The sequence below is a fragment of the Cucumibacter marinus DSM 18995 genome, from assembly GCF_000429865.1.
Classification (GTDB): Bacteria; Pseudomonadota; Alphaproteobacteria; order Rhizobiales; family Devosiaceae; genus Cucumibacter; species Cucumibacter marinus.
This window is the reverse complement of the sequence record NZ_AUCR01000002.1, coordinates 179,378-196,138: the sequence shown is the minus strand read 5'-3', so window position 1 is coordinate 196,138 and position 16,761 is coordinate 179,378. Positions and strand designations below refer to the sequence as shown.

Below are 16,761 nucleotides of genomic sequence, written 5' to 3'. Positions count from 1 at the left end.
CATGTATGTAGCCGTCAAGGGCGGGGAAAAGGCGATCAGCAACGCCCATTCCCTGTTTGCCGCCAAGCGCCGGGGCAATACCGATGTGCCCGGCCTGACTATCGAGCAGATCGTCAACCAGCTCTCCTTTGCCGTCGACCGGGTGATGGGCGAGGGATCGCTTTATGACCGTGAGCTGGCCGCCATCGCCATAAGGCAGGCCCAGGGCGACCTCATCGAGGCGATCTTCCTCATCCGCGCCTATCGCACCACCCTCCCCCGCTTTGGCTATTCCGCGCCCATCGAGACCGGCGAGATGCGCATCGACCGCCGCATTTCGGCAACCTTCAAGGATCTGCCGGGCGGCCAGCTTCTCGGCCCGACCTTTGACTATTCACACCGCCTGATCGATTTCGCGCTCGATGCGGATGCCGAAGTGCCCGCGCCCGAACAGGCCGAGACCGACCCGCTCGCCAGCGTCCCGCGCGTGACCGACCTGCTCGGCGCCGATGGCATGATCGAACCGGACCCGGCGGAGGAAAGCGAGATCGGTGACCTGACCCGCGAACCGCTGGAGTTTCCGGCGGGCCGCGATCTCAGATTGCAGAATCTGGCACGGGGCGACGAGGGCTTCCTGTTGGCGCTCGGTTATTCGACCCAGCGCGGCTATGCCCGCTCTCACCCTTTCGTTGGTGAGATTCGCATGGGCGCCGTCGAGGTGAGCCTGTTCGCCGAGGAACTCGGCTTTGAAGTGCCGCTTGGTCGAGTGACCGTGACCGAGTGCCAGATGATCAACCAGTTCAAGGGCTCGATGAAGGCACCGCCGCAATTCACCCGCGGCTATGGCCTGGTTTTCGGCCATTCGGAGCGCAAATCGATGTCGATGGCGCTGGTCGACCGGGCGCTCCGCTGGAAGGAGCTCGGTGAAGAACAGACCGCCGCGGCGCAGGACGAAGAGTTCGTGCTTTCGCATTCCGACAATATCCAGGCCTCGGGCTTCGTCGAGCATTTGAAACTGCCGCACTATGTCGACTTCCAGGCCGAACTCGATCTGATCCGCACCATGCACCGCGAACACGCCGAAAGGCTCAACGCCACTGAAGATGACACCGAGACCCCGAGGGAGGCCGCAGAATGAGCCTGGATACACTGTCGAGCGAACCGCCCGCCTATAATTTCGCCTATCTCGACGAACAGACCAAACGCATGATCCGGCGCGCGATTCTCAAGGGCATCGCCATTCCCGGCTATCAGGTGCCCTTTGCCAGCCGCGAAATGCCCATGCCCTATGGCTGGGGCACCGGCGGCATGCAGGTCACCGCCGCGGTGATCGGGCCCGAAGATACGCTCAAGGTCATCGACCAGGGTTCGGACGACACCACCAATGCGGTGGCCATCCGGCGCTTCTTCGACCGCACGGCGGGCGTTGCGATGACAACCCATACCGCCGAAGCCACTGTCATCCAGACGCGGCACCGCATTCCAGAAGAGAAGCTGACCGACAATCAGGTGCTGGTGTTCCAGGTGCCGATCCCCGAGCCTCTGCGTTTTCTCGAGCCGCGCGAGACCGAGACCCGCAAGATGCACGCCCTGTCAGAATACGGGCTGATGCACGTCAAGCTCTATGAGGACATCGCCCGGCACGGCCATATCGCCACCTCCTATGCTTATCCGGTGATGGTCGAGGGCCGCTATGTCATGGACCCCTCGCCAACCCCGAAATTCGACAATCCCAAAATGCACAAAATGGCCGCACTGCAGCTTTTCGGCGCCGGCCGTGAAAAACGAATCTATGCGCTGCCCCCGCATACCGAAGTGGTGAGTCTCGACTTCGAGGATCATCCCTTCTCCGTGCAGGATTGGCCGGACACGGCCTGTGCCATGTGCGGGGCGGAACAAGTCTATTTCGACGAGGTCATTCTCGACGATAAGGGTGGACGGATGTTCGTGTGCTCGGACAGCGATTATTGCGAGGCGCGTCAGGCGGAGGGCCATTTCGGTGCGGCTCACGCCCATCATCAGGAGGCGGCGGAATGACCGGCCTTCTGATCGAACCGGCGCAAAAGGCTGACCTGCCTGGGGTGCTGGCACTGTATGCCCAGCCCGAGATCGATGACGGCGAGGTGTTGCCCATTCTCGAGGCCGAGGTGATCTTCGCGCGTTTTGCGCGCTATCCCGATTATGCGCTCTATGTCGCGAAGGATGGGGATGCCATTGTCGGCAGCTTCGCCCTCTTGATCATGGACAATCTCGGTCACCTCGGTGCGCCTTCGGCCCTGGTTGAGGACGTCGTGGTCGATCCCGCCCGGCACGGCAAGGGGATCGGGCGCCAGATGATGGCCTTCGCCAGACGGATTGCCCATCAAAAGGGCTGCTACAAGCTGGCCCTCTCCTCGAACATGAAGCGCGACCGCGCCCATGCCTTTTATGAAGGGCTTGGCTTTGAGCGGCACGGCTATTCCTTTTTGACCCATTTGACCAACGACGCGGAGAACGCGGCATGAATGCGCAACTCACCCCCGCAGCGCGCGATATCCCTCTGCTGCAGGTTCGCGGCCTGACCCATTTCTATGGCACGCATCTGGGATGCCGGGATGTCGAGTTCGATGTCTATCCCGGCGAAGTGCTGGCCATCGTCGGGGAATCCGGCTCCGGCAAATCGACGCTTCTCAATTGCCTGTCGACCCAGATCGCCCCGACCGAAGGCGCGATCCACTACCGCTTCCGCGACGGCCGCTGGGAAGATCTGTGCCGGATGAGCGAAGCCGACCAGCGGGTGCTGCTGCGCACCGATTGGGGCTTCGTGCATCAGAACCCGCGCGACGGGCTGCGCATGGGCGTTTCCGCCGGTGCCAATGTCGGCGAACGGCTGATGGCCATCGGCAACCGGCATTACGGCAGGATCCGCGACGTGGCGACCGACTGGCTCGGCCGCGTCGAGATCGACCCGGACCGGATCGATGATGATCCTCGGACCTTTTCGGGCGGCATGCAGCAGCGCCTGCAGATCGCGCGCAATCTCGTGACCGCGCCGCGTCTCGTTTTCATGGACGAGCCGACCGGCGGCCTCGATGTCTCGGTTCAGGCGCGCCTGCTCGACCTCATCCGCCGGCTGGTGGCCGATCTCGGGCTTGCGATCATCATCGTCACCCATGACCTTGCCGTCGCCCGGCTGCTGTCTGACCGCATCATGGTGATGAAACAGGGCAAGGTGATCGAGGCCGGGCTGACCGACCAGGTGCTTGACGACCCGCACCAGCCCTACACCCAGCTTCTCGTCTCTTCGATCCTGCAGGTAGGAGCGTGATCATGGCTACCGACATCCTTTTGAACGTCGAAGACGTCTCCAAGGACTTCACCATGCATTTGCAGGGCGGCATCCGCCTGCCGGTGGTCGACAATGTCGCGTTCACGGTATCGCGCGGGGAATGCGTGGTGCTGGGCGGCGCATCAGGCGCCGGGAAATCGACCCTGTTGAAGATGGCCTATGGCAATTATGCCGCCAACAAGGGCCGCATTGATGTCGCCCATCTCGGGGTGATGGTCGATATCGTCGCCGCCGAGCCGCGCGAGGTGATCGAGGTCCGCCGTCGCTCGATTGGTTATGTCAGCCAATTCCTCTCGGTGATCCCGCGTGTTTCCGCTCTCGATGTGGTGACCGAGGTGGCCCGCAACTGGGGCGCCGACGAAAAGACCGCGCCCGAACAGGCTGGCGAGATGCTGGCGCGGCTCAACGTACCCGAGCGGCTCTGGGGTCTGCCGCCCGCCACCTTCTCGGGCGGGGAGCAACAACGGGTCAATATCGCCCGAGGCTTCATCGGCAAGCACCCCCTGCTGCTGCTCGACGAGCCGACCGCCTCGCTCGATGCCACCAACCGCCAGGTGGTGCTCGACCTGATCACTGAAAAGAAGCAGGCCGGCATCGGCATGCTGGGCATCTTCCACGACCAGGACACCCGTGAAGCCGTGGCCGACCGCGTCATCGATGTGACCGCTTTCGCTGCCGCAGCCTGACCACAACCGAGCGTTACAATTCTGACATCGACCGCATGATAGTCACCGCGAACCGTCCCACCGACCCCGATGAGTCCCGGCCCGAAATGACCGAGCAACCTGGCACTGCGCGATTTGCCATCTATTTCGCACCCGATCCCGACAGCGCACTCTGGCGGGCTGCGAGCGGGTGGCTTGGCCGCGATGCGGCAGGTGGCGAGGCCGGAACCATCGTGCCCCACGGGTTCGACGTCGATGAATTCGCGGCGGCTACGGCCTCGGCCCGGCGCTACGGCTTTCATGCGACACTGGTCGCCCCGATGCGGCTGGCCTCGGGCATGGCACCACGGGATTTAAGCGCCGCCGCGGAAGAGTTCGCGGCCCGGCACAAACCCTTCACCATGGGGCAGGCCGAGATCCGCAATCTGGCGGGCTTTCTGGCTGTGATGCCGGTCGCCCAGAGCGACGCCCTCACCCGTTTCGCCGGGGCCTGCGTCACTCATTTCCGGCAATTCCGCGCACCAATGTCTGCCGCTGAACGAGAGAAACGCCTCAAGGGCGGGCTCACCGCGCGGCAGACCGAACTGCTCGATGAATTTGGCTACCCCTATGTCATGGAAGAATTCCGTTTTCACATGACCCTGACCGACCGCCTGCCCGAGACCGAGCGGACCCGGTATCTCGAGGCCGCCACCGACCGCTTTGCGGATGTGCTGGCTCATCCCCTCGCCATAGATCGCATCGCGATCTTCAAGGAACCCGAACCCGGCGCGCCCTTCCGGCGCATTGCCGACTTCCCTCTCACCGGACGCGCTTGAGAAGCCCCATGAATGTAATGAACGATATCCGACCGAAAAGCGCCGCCGCCAACACTCCGAAGCGGGGCGCCGACATGGCCGTCACCAATGCCCGCATCATCACCGCTGACGATGTGATTCATGGCAGTCTCGCCATCGCCGATGGCGAGATCACCGGCATCGACACCACCGGGGTCAGCCATGCTGAGGATTTCGAGGGCGACTATCTGGTGCCGGGACTGGTCGAACTGCATACCGACCATCTCGAGAACCACTATCACCCCCGCCCCAAGGTCTACTGGGATCCTGTTGCCTCGGTTCAGGCCCATGACGCGCAGATCACCGCCTCGGGCATCACCACCGTGTTCGACGCGGTGCGGATCGGCTCGGACGCCGACAGTCAGCAAAACCTCGGCGAGCACGTCGAGATCCTGATGGATGCGATCAACCACGCCCGCCGCGAAGACCGGGTACGGGCTGAACACTTCATCCATCTGCGCTGCGAACTGGCCTCATCCGATGCGCGCGAGCATTTCGAGGCCTATCACACCTATGAGCCGGTGCGCCTCGCCTCGCTGATGGACCACACGCCGGGCCAGCGCCAGTTCGTCACCATGGACCTCTACCGCGCCTATTATCAGGGCCGCACGGGCCGCACCGACGAACAGATGGAGCGCTTCATCGCCGCCCGAAAGGCCGACCAGGAGCAATTTGCCGAGCTCAACCGTTCGACTATTGTCGAGATGGCCCATGCCGCCGGCATTACGCTGGCGAGCCATGACGACGCCACAGTCGAGCATGTCGATGAAGCGCGCGAGAACGGCGTCCGTATTGCCGAGTTCCCCACAACCCGCGCCGCCGCCGAAGCGGCCCGCAAGGCCGGGCTGGCGATCCTGATGGGCGCGCCAAACCTTGTGCGCGGCCGCTCGCATTCGGGCAACATCTCGGCGGGTGAACTGGCCCGCGACGGGCTGCTCGATGTGATGAGCTCGGACTATGTGCCGTTCTCGCTGATGCAGGCGGCCTTTGCCATGCCTGACGCGGTCAAGGGCACCGGGTTGCCGGAGGCCGTCGCGACCGTCTCGCGCAACCCGGCCCGTGCCGCCGGTCTTCATGATCGCGGCGAGATCGCCATCGGCAAACGCGGCGACTTTTCGCGCGTGGCCCTGATCGGCGGCCTGCCGGTCGTGCGCGCGGTCTGGCGCGAAGGCCGGAGGGTGATGTGATGGTTGGCCGGCTGATCCTGGTCGTCGGCCCGTCGGGGGTCGGCAAGGACACATTGATCGCGGCAGCCGCTGACCGGCATTGGGGAGACCGCTGGTATTCGTTTCCGCGCCGGCTGGTGACCCGGCCCGCAGACGCCAATGCCGAAGACCACGGCACCATTTCGCGCATGGAATTCGACCTGTTGCGCATCAAGGGCGATTACACCCTGTCCTGGAGCGCGCATGGGCACGGCTATATCATCCCGTCTTCGGTCAAGGATGATCTGGCGCTGGGCCGCACCGTGGTGGTCAATGTTTCGCGTGCTGTCATTGCCGAAGCGCTCAAGGCCTATCCGGGGACCCGCGTGATCCTTGTCACCGCAACCCCGGAAGTGCGTGCCAAACGCCTCGCAGCCCGGGGCCGCGAGACCGAGGACGAGATCGTCGCCCGGCTCAACCGTGAAGGCACGCCGCTGCCCTTTACCGCGCAGGTCGAGAACATCGACAATTCCGGCGATCTCGACGCAGCCATCGAGCGGTTTTGCGCCGCCATCGAGAAATTCGCAGCGCACAAGACAGTCGAGAAACAGCCTGATGAACGCTGATATCCAGCCTGAAGAAAAGCGCAACGTCGAAACACCGCGCCTGTCCGAAACACCGACAGTTCACCCGAGTGCGAAACTGCGGGATGCCGACCTCGGCATCTGGACGGAAATCGGGCGTGACACGGTGTTCGCCGAAAGCACGCTGGGGGACTATTCCTACATCATGCAGCGCGGCCAGGTGATCTGGACCGAAATCGGCAAATTCTGCTCGATTGCCTCCGATGTGCGGCTCAATCCCGGCAATCACCCGCAATGGCGCGCCAGCCAGCACCATTTCACCTATCGCGCCGCCGCCTATGGGCTTGGCGAAGACGACACCGAGTTCTTCGGCTGGCGCAAAACCGAGAAGGTCGTGATCGGCCACGATGTCTGGATCGGTCACGGCGCCACCGTGCTGGCCGGGGTAACGGTCGGAACCGGCGCCATCATCGCGGCGGGTGCTGTCGTTTCCAAGGACGTACCGCCCTACACCATTGTGGGTGGGGTCCCCGCCAAACCGATCAAGCCCCGGCATTCGCCCGAAACCGCCGAGGCGTTGCTGGCGCTGAGCTGGTGGGACTGGCCGCGCGAAAAGCTGCGCGAAACCTTACCCGACATGCGGGCGCTGACGGCTGAAGAATTCGTCGCAAAATACGCCTAGCCGACGCCAGAATTCTCCAAGGGCTTGCGATTCAACGGTGATTGAATAGACTTGCTGCGCGTTGGGGGGCGTTGGGGAATGCACATGAGCAAGTTCATCTGTCTCCGCGCCATATTCTGTTTCCTGTTGTTTGCGGTCACTGCGCCGGCCTTTGGCGAAAGCCGGATGGCCCTGGTGGTCGGCAATTCGTCCTATGAACATGCTGGCGTGCTGACCAATCCGGCCAATGACGCCAGGGACATGGCCGAGGCGCTGGAAACCCTTGGCTTCGAGGTCACAACCGGGTTCGACCTGACCGAGGCCGAATTCATCGACACGCTGGACCGATATGCCGCCGCCATTCAGGACGCGGATGTTGCACTGTTCTTCTATGCCGGGCACGGCATGCAGTTTGAACAGAACAACTATCTGATGCCGGTCGATGCGGAACTCAAAAGCCAGTTCTCGGTGCGCCGCGAACTGATCTCGCTCGACGAAATCCTCGCATCGATGAGCTCGGTGCCCGTCGGGCTGGTGTTTCTCGATGCCTGCCGCAACAACCCGCTATCCGAGCAGTTCAACGGGCTTCTGGCCAGTAGCGGACGCAGCGCCTCGGTCGGTCGCGGGTTGGCGCCGGTGAAGGTTTCCGGCAGCGACGTGCTGATCGCCTTCGCAGCAGCGCCCAACGCCATTGCCGAGGACGGACGGGGCCGCAACAGCCCGTTCACCTCTTCGCTCCTCAAGCACCTGCCGACACCGAATATCGAGATTTCGACGCTGTTGAAGCGCGTGACCCTCGATGTCCGCGAAAACACGGCCGGCCGACAAAACCCCGAGCAGCTGACTGCCATGGCCACCGAGTTCTATATGGCGGGCAAACAGGCGCCGGCTGTCGCTGCCCAGACAACACCGGTGCCGAAGCCGGTCGTCACACCAACCCCGGTGATCGAGGACGAAGCCTCCGACGAGCTCGCCTTTTCCGCCGCGCTCAAGATCAACACCACCGCGGCCTGGGAACTGTTCCTGTCCGAGTATCCCGACAGCGCCTATGCCGGCTTTGCCGAGGCGGCGCTGGCCAAACCGGTGACTTCGCCCCAATTGCCGGCCACACCGGAACCGGACACACCGGCAACCACCGCCGAAGAACCTGAAACCGTGACCCGGATCGCGAATATCGCAGAGGACGAGCCGCAGGATGCGGTCGATGGTGCGCAGGGTCCCGATAGCACGCAAGATCCCGACACCGGTTCCAGCGCCGAACAGATCGCCACCTATCTCGAACATGCGCGCACTGCGCTGGGCAAAAAGGCCTATGCCGACGCTGCCAACTGGCTCGAACTCGCAACCGATCTCGACGACGATCGGGCCGCGGGCAATCTCGCCTTTCTCTATGCGGAAGGGCTTGGAGTGGACCGCGATATCCCCAAAGCGGTGACGCTGTATGAAAAGGCCATCACCCAGGGCAACGCGCTCGCGGCCTACAATTACGGCTGGATGATCGACCGTGGCAACGGCATCACCAGCGACCCGGAAAAGGCGGCCGATCTGATCGCGGATGCCCTGGCAGGGTTCGGTCAGGACGATCTCGATGACCGCCAGGCGCTGCTCGAGGCACTGTCCCAGGATGCCTCGGCGCTCAGCCGTCCAACCCGAGAAAGTCTGCAGCGCATCCTGCGCGCGGAAAACTATTATCGCGGCGCCATTGATGCGAGTTTCGGACCGGGAACACGCCGGGCCCTGGCCCTGCTGGTTGAAGACGGCCGCATCGAGACGGGGGAATGATCATGACCGCTATGCCGCGCATTCTCGCCCTGTTTGCCGCTGCAGCCATTGCCGTATCGGCCGCACCGCCGGTGATAGCGCAGGACCTGATCTTCCGGCCCGAAGAACCGGCGCCCAAGCCATCGACATCGCAGGGTTCGTCCAACCGGTCCTCCTCCTCTTCGAGCAGTTCACAGGCAGATTCGCAGCCGCCGGTGTCCGCCTTGCCGTCCTGCGTCACCGCCTCCTTCACCGTGGCGGATCGGGCAGCAGATGGCGACCTCTGGGACCAGCCGGGCCGGTTGCCCGACCCGCGCATTACCGAGACGACGACCGGAACAACGGGCAAGTGCAACAACAGCTTCACCTGTTCCATGCAAATCCGGCCAACCGGCCAGACCCTGCGCTTCTCGATTGTGGATTATGACCCGCTCAATGCCGATGACCCGATCGGAACCGGCCAGTGCCGGATCGGCTCGTCCTGCACATTCGGCCAGGTGTCGGTCCGCATCGACCCCTGTTGATTGCATAGGCTGAGGCGCGGCCGGGACATTCCTGTTCCGGCCGCGCCTGCATTGCACCTCTGCGTCCCCAGCTTTGCAGAAGCGGTCGCAGTCTTCAATCGACTGTCGCACCTTCTTCGTCCTTGCGGCGGATCGCCATGCGCCGCCGGATCATCGGGCCAATGACGATCGGCAGGATGAAACCGACAATCGCGATCACCCACAAGGTGATCGAAAGCGGCGAAGCCACCAGCGTCGACCAGTCGCCATCCGATATGGTGAGTGCGCGCCTGAGGTTCTTTTCCATGGCGGCCCCCAGCAAAACGCCGAGAATAACCGGCACCAGCGGCACATCGAGCTTGCGCAACACCCAGCCCAGCACGCCGAATCCGACCATGACGAGCAGATCGAAGCTAGATCCGGAAATGCCGTAGATCCCGACAAAGGAAACCATGGCGACAATCGGCATCAGGTAGCGCGGCGGTACCATCAGCACCCGCACGAACAGGCTGACCATCGGAATGTTCATGAGCAAAAGCATGAAGTTCCCGATAAACAGCGCCGCGATCAGGCCCCACACCACATCCGGGTTTTGCGTGAACAGCAGCGGCCCCGGGGTGATATTGAGCGCCAGAAGGACGGCCAGCAGCACGGCGGTGGTTCCCGAGCCGGGCACGCCGAGCGCCAGCATGGGCACGAGTGCCCCGCCGGCAGCCGCGTTGTTGCCGGCTTCTGGTGCCGCGACCCCTCGCGGATCGCCGGTGCCGAACGTCCCCTTGCGGTCGACGAGACGTTTTTCGACCGAATAGGAAATGAACGAGCCGAGCGAGGCCCCGGCCCCGGGCAGCACACCGGCGACGAACCCGAGAATGGTGGTGCGGATCATGGTCGGCGTGCAGTACTTGATCAACGACCAGCTTGGAATGATCTTGCCGATCTTCACCTGATCGGCACCCTTATGGGCACCCGAGGCACGATGCTCGAGGAAGATGAAGACTTCCGACAGCGCGAACAGCCCCACGATCGCAACGAGGAAGTCGATGCCATCGTAAAGATGCACCTCCCCGAAGGTGAAGCGTGGCACGCCGGTCTGCCCGTCGACACCGATCATGGCGATGCCGATGCCAAGCGCGGCGGCGAAAGCGGCCTTGGCCTGGTTGCGCGAGGCAATGCCCCCGAGGGTGGCAAAGGCAAGCGTGAACAAGGCGAAATACTCGGCCGGACCAAATAGGAGCGCCACCTTGACCAGCAGCGGCGCAAGGAAGACCAGCCCCCAGGTGGCAAAAAACGCGCCGAAGAACGAAGCGATACCGGAAAGCGCAAGCGCTTCCCCGGCCCGGCCCTGCTGGGCCATGGGATAACCGTCGAGGGTGGTCATCAACGCCGGCTCGTCGCCGGGGATGTTCAAAAGGATCGAGGAAATGCGCCCGCCATACATGGCCCCGTAATAGACCGAGGTCAAAAGGATCATGGCCGGCGTCGCCCCGAGCCCCATGGTGAAGGCGAGCGGAATGAGAATGGCCACCCCGTTGGAAGGGCCAAGCCCCGGTAGTGCGCCCATGACGGTGCCCAGAAAGCAACCGATCAGCGCCAGCAGCAGGTTTTCGAAGGTCAGGGCGACGGCAAAACCGTCGAGAAGGGAACCCAGAACGTCCATGATGCCCTCCTCAGAAGCCCAGCGGGCCGCGCGCCAGCGACAGCCCGAGAATGAGACGGAAAACGATATAGAGACCCGCCGAAATCGACACACCGGCGATAATCGCCTTCAAGGGCGGGGTCTCGAGCCGCCAGGTGATATAGGCGGCGGCGATGGCCGTGGAGATGCCGAAACCGAGTTCGGGCAGCGCCATGGCGTAGATCACCATGACAAGGGCTGCGAAGCCGATCTCCGCGAGACCGCCAAAGCGCGGCCATGACGGTTCGGGATCGGGCTTGAGCACAAAATAGAGGCTCGAAAGTCCCAGCACCGTGCCGATGATGACCGGAAACACCTTGGGTCCCACCGCATCCTGAATGAAGCTTTCCTGGATCAGGGTCGCCTGCCAGATAAAGAAGATGGCGAGCACCACGCCGATGCCGCCGAATACCCGATCACTCATCGGAACCTCCCCCGATTTTCTGGACCGGCCGGCTGCCATGAAGGGGCCTGACCGGAAAGGGACCGGCGGCGTGAACCGCCGGCCCGGATATTTGCGTCGGCTTATTGAATGATGCCGATCTGCTTGGAGATTTCAGTGATATTGGCCACCGATTCAGCCACGAATTCCTGGAACTCCGCGCCGCGCAGATTGAGCGGGGCAAGGCCGTTGGCCTGCATCACTTCCAGCCATTCGGGGCTGTCATACATGGCACCGATCTGCTCGACCCAGTAGTCATAGGCCTCGTCGGACATGTCGCCCGGCGCATAGAAGCCGCGCCAGTTCGCACCGATCACCTCGACACCCTGTTCGCGGGCCGTCGGGAAGGCGTCGAATTCACCCGGGAGACGATCGGGGGAAAGCACGGCCAGTACCTTGATATCACCGGAATCAACGAAGCCCTTGGCTTCCGAGATGTCGCCGGTGAAGGCCTGGACCGAACCGGCCAGGAGCTGGGTCACCGCTTCACCGCCACCATCGAAGGCGATGTATTTGACGGTCCGGACATCCTCGATGCCATAGGCCTGGGCAGCGATGAGCACCTTGAGATGGTCCCAGCCACCAACGGCGGAACCGCCCGCAACCGAGATAGAGCTCGGATCGGTCTTGATCATTTCCAAGAGCTCGGGAAGCGTGTTGATCTCGCTGTCCTTGGAGACCGCGATGACGCCATAGTCGGCGCCGATCGTGGCCAGCCAGCGCACCTGGTCCATCGAATTGCCCGGATAGGCATTCTGGGCCAGACGGGTTGCGGTGGCCGACGATGCCGCAACGATCAGGTCGTTGTCGTCGTTCCGTTTGTTGACGACTTCGGCAAAGGCTACGCCCCCACCGCCACCGGCAAGATTGACGACCTGCATGGTCGAGGGGATCAGCCCCAGATCCTGCAGTGACTTGCCCACCTGCCGGCAGGTGAAGTCCCATCCGCCGCCGGGATCGGCGGGCGCGATGCATTCAGGGCTTTCCGGATCAAAAGCATAAGCCGCCTGGGCGCCAAGCCCGAGCATGGCGGCAAGCACAGTGGCGCGAGCCACGGACGTGAGTTTCATGTCATCCTCCACATTGCGTCGCCCGGTGCCCATTGAGGGTCTTTCCCGGGGGAACTGCGTTTCGGTCTAACACCTCAACCTGTCACCAAGCTGTCGCCGTCCCTGGCGCGGCCTGCGACTTGTCCGCCTCTTGCCAAACGCGATCATCATAGCCTCAATGAAGGCCAGGGAGGGTGATAATATCCGCATTCTGGTCGTCGAGGACACCCATGACGTGGCCGACGCCGTTGCCGCACGCTTTGGACGCCGCGGCGACGCTGTCGACATTGCCGGCACCCGCGCGGAGGCCGAGGACCTCATCGCGGTGCAGCGCTATGACGTGATCATTCTCGATATCAACCTGCCCGATGGCGATGGCCTCGACATCCTTGATGGCCGGCGCAAAGCCGCCGATCCGACGCCGATCCTGATGTTGACGGCCCGGCTGAAGGTCGACGATCGGGTAACGGCTCTTGACAAGGGGGCGGACGACTATTTGATCAAGCCCTTCGATCTGCGAGAGCTCGAGGCGCGGGTACGGGCACTGGCCCGGCGTTCGGCAAGAGATGCGGCGACAGGATCGGCCATCGAATATGGCGATTTGGCGCTCGACCGGGCGGGACAGACCGCCACACTCAAAGGCGACGCGCTGCCGCTCACCCGGCGTGAATTCTCGCTGCTTGAGACCCTGATCGACAATCGCGGGCGGGTGATCTCGAAGGACCGGATCTTCGAGCGCATGTTCTCATTCGACGAAGCCGAAGTCGGGCTCAACGCGGTCGAAATCTATGTCGGGCGCCTGAGACGAAAGCTCGAAGGCGGCAATGTCGCCATCAAGACCCTGAGAGGGCTCGGCTACCAATTGGTGTGCGATGACACGTAGCGCCGCCCCGCCTGCCCCGCCCCGCCGTATCCCCTCGATCACCGGCCGGCTTTTCGCCGCCATCGGTCTGTTGCTGCTGGCGGGCGGTGTCGCGATCACGTTTGCGGCTTTCGCCTATGGCCAGCAGGCGGCGCGGGATGCTTTCGACCGGCTGCTGATCGGCGCGGCCAACCAGATCTCCGCCTCTATCGCCATTGTCGATGGTGAGCCCCTGGCCGATCTGCCGGTTTCCGCCCTCGACCTGCTGGCGCTCGCCGGGCAGGACCGCATCGTCTATCGGATCGTCGGCGAGAATGGGGAAACCCTCACAGGCTATGACGCCCCCGCCCTGCCCGAATTCGAGTATGACAGCCTGTTCTTTGACGGCGAGTTCACCGGTGAGGCGGCGCGCTTCGTCGCGGTAAAACGCCAATTCGCCGAACGGGGTTTTTCCGGCGCGGTGACGACGATTGTCGGGCACACGACCCGCGCCCGCACGGCGCTGGCCTGGGACATTGCCCGCAATGCCTGGCTGCTGCTCGCCGCCGCCGGCCTCGGCATGGTGGCGCTCGCCGCCTTCGCCATCCGTTCGGCGCTGGCCCCGCTCAGGCGCATCCAGGAAGAATTGCTGGCACGCGACCCGCATGATTTGACCCCGCTCGATGTGGCGGTGCCGAGCGAGTTGAGCGCGGTAACCGAGGCCATCAACCGGTTCATGGGCCGGCTGAACCGCCAGATCGAGGGCATGCAGAACCTCATCTCGGATTCCGCCCATCAGTTGCGCACACCCATCGCCGCGCTGCGCGCGCAGGCGGAACTGGCTGCCGACGAGCCGGACCCGGACCGCCGCGAGCGCATTGTCGCGCGCATTCACAACCGTTCGGTCGAACTGACCCGGCTGACCGACCAGATTCTCAACCGTGCCCTCATTATCCATCGCTCAGACAGCGAACCGCATGAGTGGGTGGACCTCAGAAAGGTCGCCATGCGCGCGGCCGAATCCTTTGATGACGGCACGCTGTTCGAGGAAGGACGTTTGCGCCTCGACCTGGCATCGGCCAGCGCCGGGGTCATCGGCGACCGCCTGTCGCTCGAGGAAGCGGCCAAGAACTTCATCTCCAACGCGCTCACCCATGGCGAAGGCACAGTGGCCGTTACCGTAACGCGGCATGGCGACCACGCGAGGCTGGCCGTGAGTGATCAAGGCAAGGGGCCACCATCAGAGCTGCTTGGCGAACTCGGCACGCGCTTCACACGCGGCAAATCAGGGGGCAGCGGACTTGGCCTTGCCATCGCCCGCGCCGTTGCCACTGCCCATCACGGACGGCTGGACCTCGGCCGGACAGACGATGGGCGGTTCGAGATCGCCCTTATCCTGCCGCTGGCCGCGGAGAAGACGCCATGAAACAGCTTGTGATCGCTTTGCTGGTGGGCATGCTGACGCTCGCGCCCGCCACGGCACAAGAGGACGCACCGTTCACCGGCGAACGTGAAGACATGGCCATCTTCGGCCCCGACGGTGCAGAGCGCACGCTGACAATCCGCTCGACGACGGATATCGCCGTCTTTGCACCGGTACTTGAAGCCTTTCTGAGAGATCGCACGACGATCCGCGTTGTTTATGAGCAGTGGGGTTCGAACGATCTTTACGATCTCTCCCGCCGCGATTGCGCGGCGGATGGAGCACCGGGCGCCGACCTCGTCATCTCTTCCGCCATCGATCTGCAGATGAAGCTGGCCAATGATGGCTGCGCCGCCGAATTCCATTCGCCGGGGACGGATGCGTTGCCCCTCTCCCGAAACTGGCGATCGAGCGTGTTCGGGGTGACCGAAGAGCCGGCGGTGATGATCTACAATACGGAGTTGGTTTCCGAGGCCGAGGCGCCCGCCTCGCGCTTCGATCTTATCGATCTGCTACGCCCCAATGATTCCCGGTTTCGCGGGCGTGTCGCCACCTATGACATCGAGGCGTCAGGGCTCGGCTACCTGTTTGCCTTCGTTGATTCCGCCCAGGCCAACACCTTTGGCCGGTTGCTCGAGGCCTTTGGCCGCTCGGGCGCTGTCGCCACCTGTTGCTCCGCCGAGATCATCGATGCGGTCTCCGACGGTCGATACCTGATCGCCTATAACGTGCTCGGCTCCTATGCGCTGGCCCGCGCCGAGGAGAACCCGCGCATCGGCATTCGTGCACCCACCGATTATACGCTCATTCTTTCCCGCGCTGCGCTGGTGCCGCAAGGGGCGGAGGATTTGCGGGACGCCGGCGCCTTTATCGATTTCATGCTGTCGGCGGCTGGACGCGAGGCCCTGACCCGTTCGCGGCTGGTGGTCCGGCTCGGGCAGGATCCGGACGCCGATCTGCAACTGACCGGCGGACCCTCGACCCTCCGTCCCATCGCTTTGAGCCCGGCCCTCCTGGCCGGACTCGATCAGCACAAGAGACGGCTCTTCACCGATGTCTGGCGGCAGAACCTCGCCTCGGAGTGACGGTATTTACTGCGCGCAATAGGCGCCATCGACCAGATGATAGCTGCCGGTGATGAAGCTGGCTTCATCCGCCAGCAGGAAGCATGTCAGAGCCGCCACTTCCTCGGGGCGCCCGAGCCGCTTGACCGGATGCATGGCCGCGATCCCCGCAAGCGCTTCGGGCGGCAGATTGTTGCTCAGCAGCGGAGTGTCGATAAAGGCCGGACCAACCGCATTCACGCGAACGCCCTTGTCGGCATACTCCATGGCCGCGGCCTTGGTGAGGCCCACAAGCGCATGCTTGGCCGAGACATAGGCCGAGGCATTTGCAAAGCCGACGGAACCGAGAATCGAGGACATGTTGACGATGGCGCCGCCGCCGGCACGCAACAGGGCTGGGATCTGCTCACGCAGCCCGTAAAATACGCCATTGAGATTGACGTTCATGACCTGGTGCCAGCCCTCGAGCGGATATTCGCCCACCGGCGCAGACGGCCCGCCGATTCCGGCATTGTTGACCGCCAGATGCAAGGCACCGAATTTCTCTTCGGCAAAACGCACAACCGCCTGATGCGCCGAGGCGTCCGACACATCGAGATGCTGGGTGCGAACAGCCCCGCCGGCGCTATCGATATCGGCTCTGACCCGGTCGAGCCCGTCGCCATCAATATCGGCCAGAACAACGCCGGCACCTTCGGCGGCGAGCCGTTTGGCGATGGCCTCTCCGATGCCCGAGCCGGCGCCAGTGATCAGCGCCACCTTGCCTCCAAACCGTTTTGCCATCGTATTGATCCCGCTTGTTGAA

At 63.4% G+C, this 16,761-nt stretch carries 18 protein-coding genes; 14 read left to right on the top strand and 4 right to left on the bottom strand.

Features of this window, described 5'->3' with window-relative positions; all coding sequences use genetic code 11:
* Position 1 precedes the first annotated feature (1 nt).
* From G489_RS0104125 to G489_RS0104075, 11 genes are all read left to right on the top strand, one after another.
* Entirely contained in the window at positions 2-1,117 is a 1,116-nt protein-coding gene (locus tag G489_RS0104125) for a carbon-phosphorus lyase complex subunit PhnI (RefSeq protein WP_029040455.1), read from the top strand.
* Positions 1,114-2,016, top strand: a complete 903-nt coding sequence (locus G489_RS0104120) for an alpha-D-ribose 1-methylphosphonate 5-phosphate C-P-lyase PhnJ (protein ID WP_035871459.1) — start codon at positions 1,114-1,116, stop codon at positions 2,014-2,016. The genes G489_RS0104125 and G489_RS0104120 overlap by 4 nt, the downstream gene beginning before the upstream one ends.
* Positions 2,013-2,483, top strand: coding sequence for a GNAT family N-acetyltransferase (locus G489_RS19030; RefSeq protein WP_035871458.1), 471 nt, complete (start codon positions 2,013-2,015; stop codon positions 2,481-2,483). The genes G489_RS0104120 and G489_RS19030 overlap by 4 nt, the downstream gene beginning before the upstream one ends.
* Positions 2,480-3,286 (top strand): phosphonate C-P lyase system protein PhnK, encoded by an 807-nt coding sequence (phnK, locus tag G489_RS0104110; protein ID WP_029040453.1) that lies wholly within the window; start codon positions 2,480-2,482, stop codon positions 3,284-3,286. The genes G489_RS19030 and phnK overlap by 4 nt, the downstream gene beginning before the upstream one ends.
* A gap of 2 nt (positions 3,287-3,288) precedes the next feature.
* Positions 3,289-3,993, top strand: coding sequence for a phosphonate C-P lyase system protein PhnL (gene phnL / locus G489_RS0104105; protein WP_029040452.1), 705 nt, complete (start codon positions 3,289-3,291; stop codon positions 3,991-3,993).
* An 86-nt stretch (positions 3,994-4,079) separates the two neighbouring features.
* Positions 4,080-4,790 carry a DUF1045 domain-containing protein gene (locus tag G489_RS0104100; protein WP_029040451.1) on the top strand — a complete coding sequence of 237 codons (711 nt, stop codon included), beginning with the start codon at positions 4,080-4,082 and terminating at the stop codon, positions 4,788-4,790.
* 17 nt (positions 4,791-4,807) lie between these two features.
* Complete coding sequence (locus G489_RS0104095; RefSeq protein ID WP_051332294.1) at positions 4,808-5,995, top strand: alpha-D-ribose 1-methylphosphonate 5-triphosphate diphosphatase; 1,188 nt, start codon at positions 4,808-4,810, stop codon at positions 5,993-5,995.
* A complete protein-coding gene (phnN, locus tag G489_RS19025) occupies positions 5,995-6,579 on the top strand; it encodes a phosphonate metabolism protein/1,5-bisphosphokinase (PRPP-forming) PhnN (RefSeq protein WP_051332293.1) in 585 nt (194 codons plus the stop codon). Before G489_RS0104095 ends, phnN begins: the two co-directional genes overlap by 1 nt.
* Positions 6,569-7,219: a DapH/DapD/GlmU-related protein gene (locus G489_RS0104085; protein WP_051332292.1), complete on the top strand. Its 651-nt coding sequence runs from the start codon at positions 6,569-6,571 to the stop codon at positions 7,217-7,219. The genes phnN and G489_RS0104085 overlap by 11 nt, the downstream gene beginning before the upstream one ends.
* A gap of 84 nt (positions 7,220-7,303) precedes the next feature.
* Positions 7,304-8,980 carry a caspase family protein gene (locus G489_RS21590; protein ID WP_051332291.1) on the top strand — a complete coding sequence of 559 codons (1,677 nt, stop codon included), beginning with the start codon at positions 7,304-7,306 and terminating at the stop codon, positions 8,978-8,980.
* Between the two features lie 2 nt (positions 8,981-8,982).
* Entirely contained in the window at positions 8,983-9,483 is a 501-nt protein-coding gene (locus G489_RS0104075) for a hypothetical protein (RefSeq protein ID WP_035871456.1), read from the top strand.
* Between the two features lie 94 nt (positions 9,484-9,577).
* Here G489_RS0104075 and G489_RS0104070 read toward each other — a convergent pair whose 3' ends face one another.
* From G489_RS0104070 to G489_RS0104060, 3 genes are all read right to left on the bottom strand, one after another.
* Complete coding sequence (locus G489_RS0104070; protein ID WP_029040447.1) at positions 9,578-11,119, bottom strand: tripartite tricarboxylate transporter permease; 1,542 nt, start codon at positions 11,117-11,119, stop codon at positions 9,578-9,580.
* A 10-nt stretch (positions 11,120-11,129) separates the two neighbouring features.
* Positions 11,130-11,561 carry a tripartite tricarboxylate transporter TctB family protein gene (locus G489_RS0104065; RefSeq protein ID WP_029040446.1) on the bottom strand — a complete coding sequence of 144 codons (432 nt, stop codon included), beginning with the start codon at positions 11,559-11,561 and terminating at the stop codon, positions 11,130-11,132.
* Between the two features lie 101 nt (positions 11,562-11,662).
* Positions 11,663-12,649: a Bug family tripartite tricarboxylate transporter substrate binding protein gene (locus G489_RS0104060; RefSeq protein WP_029040445.1), complete on the bottom strand. Its 987-nt coding sequence runs from the start codon at positions 12,647-12,649 to the stop codon at positions 11,663-11,665.
* A 157-nt stretch (positions 12,650-12,806) separates the two neighbouring features.
* Between G489_RS0104060 and G489_RS0104055 the strand changes: the two genes are divergently transcribed.
* The 3 genes from G489_RS0104055 to G489_RS19015 are packed head-to-tail and all read left to right on the top strand — an operon-like array spanning position 12,807 to position 15,977.
* A complete protein-coding gene (locus G489_RS0104055) occupies positions 12,807-13,511 on the top strand; it encodes a response regulator transcription factor (RefSeq protein WP_245578808.1) in 705 nt (234 codons plus the stop codon).
* Positions 13,501-14,895 (top strand): sensor histidine kinase, encoded by a 1,395-nt coding sequence (locus G489_RS0104050; protein ID WP_029040443.1) that lies wholly within the window; start codon positions 13,501-13,503, stop codon positions 14,893-14,895. The genes G489_RS0104055 and G489_RS0104050 overlap by 11 nt, the downstream gene beginning before the upstream one ends.
* A complete protein-coding gene (locus tag G489_RS19015) occupies positions 14,892-15,977 on the top strand; it encodes an ABC transporter substrate-binding protein (protein WP_210162567.1) in 1,086 nt (361 codons plus the stop codon). The genes G489_RS0104050 and G489_RS19015 overlap by 4 nt, the downstream gene beginning before the upstream one ends.
* Positions 15,978-15,983: 6 nt before the next feature.
* On the opposite strand, the gene G489_RS0104040 is transcribed toward G489_RS19015, so the two are convergent.
* Positions 15,984-16,739 carry an SDR family NAD(P)-dependent oxidoreductase gene (locus G489_RS0104040; RefSeq protein WP_029040442.1) on the bottom strand — a complete coding sequence of 252 codons (756 nt, stop codon included), beginning with the start codon at positions 16,737-16,739 and terminating at the stop codon, positions 15,984-15,986.
* Positions 16,740-16,761 lie beyond the last annotated feature (22 nt).

Bases quoted from the DNA above. Each gene is read 5' to 3' on its own strand.
- G489_RS0104125 (WP_029040455.1), top strand. From the start codon at position 2: ATGTATGTAGCCGTCAAGGGCGGGGAAAAGGCGATCAGCAACGCCCAT.
- G489_RS0104120 (WP_035871459.1), top strand. From the start codon at position 1,114: ATGAGCCTGGATACACTGTCGAGCGAACCGCCCGCCTATAATTTCGCC.
- G489_RS19030 (WP_035871458.1), top strand. From the start codon at position 2,013: ATGACCGGCCTTCTGATCGAACCGGCGCAAAAGGCTGACCTGCCTGGG.
- phnK (WP_029040453.1), top strand. From the start codon at position 2,480: ATGAATGCGCAACTCACCCCCGCAGCGCGCGATATCCCTCTGCTGCAG.
- phnL (WP_029040452.1), top strand. From the start codon at position 3,289: ATGGCTACCGACATCCTTTTGAACGTCGAAGACGTCTCCAAGGACTTC.
- G489_RS0104100 (WP_029040451.1), top strand. From the start codon at position 4,080: ATGACCGAGCAACCTGGCACTGCGCGATTTGCCATCTATTTCGCACCC.
- G489_RS0104095 (WP_051332294.1), top strand. From the start codon at position 4,808: ATGAACGATATCCGACCGAAAAGCGCCGCCGCCAACACTCCGAAGCGG.
- phnN (WP_051332293.1), top strand. From the start codon at position 5,995: ATGGTTGGCCGGCTGATCCTGGTCGTCGGCCCGTCGGGGGTCGGCAAG.
- G489_RS0104085 (WP_051332292.1), top strand. From the start codon at position 6,569: ATGAACGCTGATATCCAGCCTGAAGAAAAGCGCAACGTCGAAACACCG.
- G489_RS21590 (WP_051332291.1), top strand. From the start codon at position 7,304: ATGAGCAAGTTCATCTGTCTCCGCGCCATATTCTGTTTCCTGTTGTTT.
- G489_RS0104075 (WP_035871456.1), top strand. From the start codon at position 8,983: ATGACCGCTATGCCGCGCATTCTCGCCCTGTTTGCCGCTGCAGCCATT.
- G489_RS0104070 (WP_029040447.1), bottom strand. From the start codon at position 11,119: ATGGACGTTCTGGGTTCCCTTCTCGACGGTTTTGCCGTCGCCCTGACC.
- G489_RS0104065 (WP_029040446.1), bottom strand. From the start codon at position 11,561: ATGAGTGATCGGGTATTCGGCGGCATCGGCGTGGTGCTCGCCATCTTC.
- G489_RS0104060 (WP_029040445.1), bottom strand. From the start codon at position 12,649: ATGAAACTCACGTCCGTGGCTCGCGCCACTGTGCTTGCCGCCATGCTC.
- G489_RS0104055 (WP_245578808.1), top strand. From the start codon at position 12,807: ATGAAGGCCAGGGAGGGTGATAATATCCGCATTCTGGTCGTCGAGGAC.
- G489_RS0104050 (WP_029040443.1), top strand. From the start codon at position 13,501: ATGACACGTAGCGCCGCCCCGCCTGCCCCGCCCCGCCGTATCCCCTCG.
- G489_RS19015 (WP_210162567.1), top strand. From the start codon at position 14,892: ATGAAACAGCTTGTGATCGCTTTGCTGGTGGGCATGCTGACGCTCGCG.
- G489_RS0104040 (WP_029040442.1), bottom strand. From the start codon at position 16,739: ATGGCAAAACGGTTTGGAGGCAAGGTGGCGCTGATCACTGGCGCCGGC.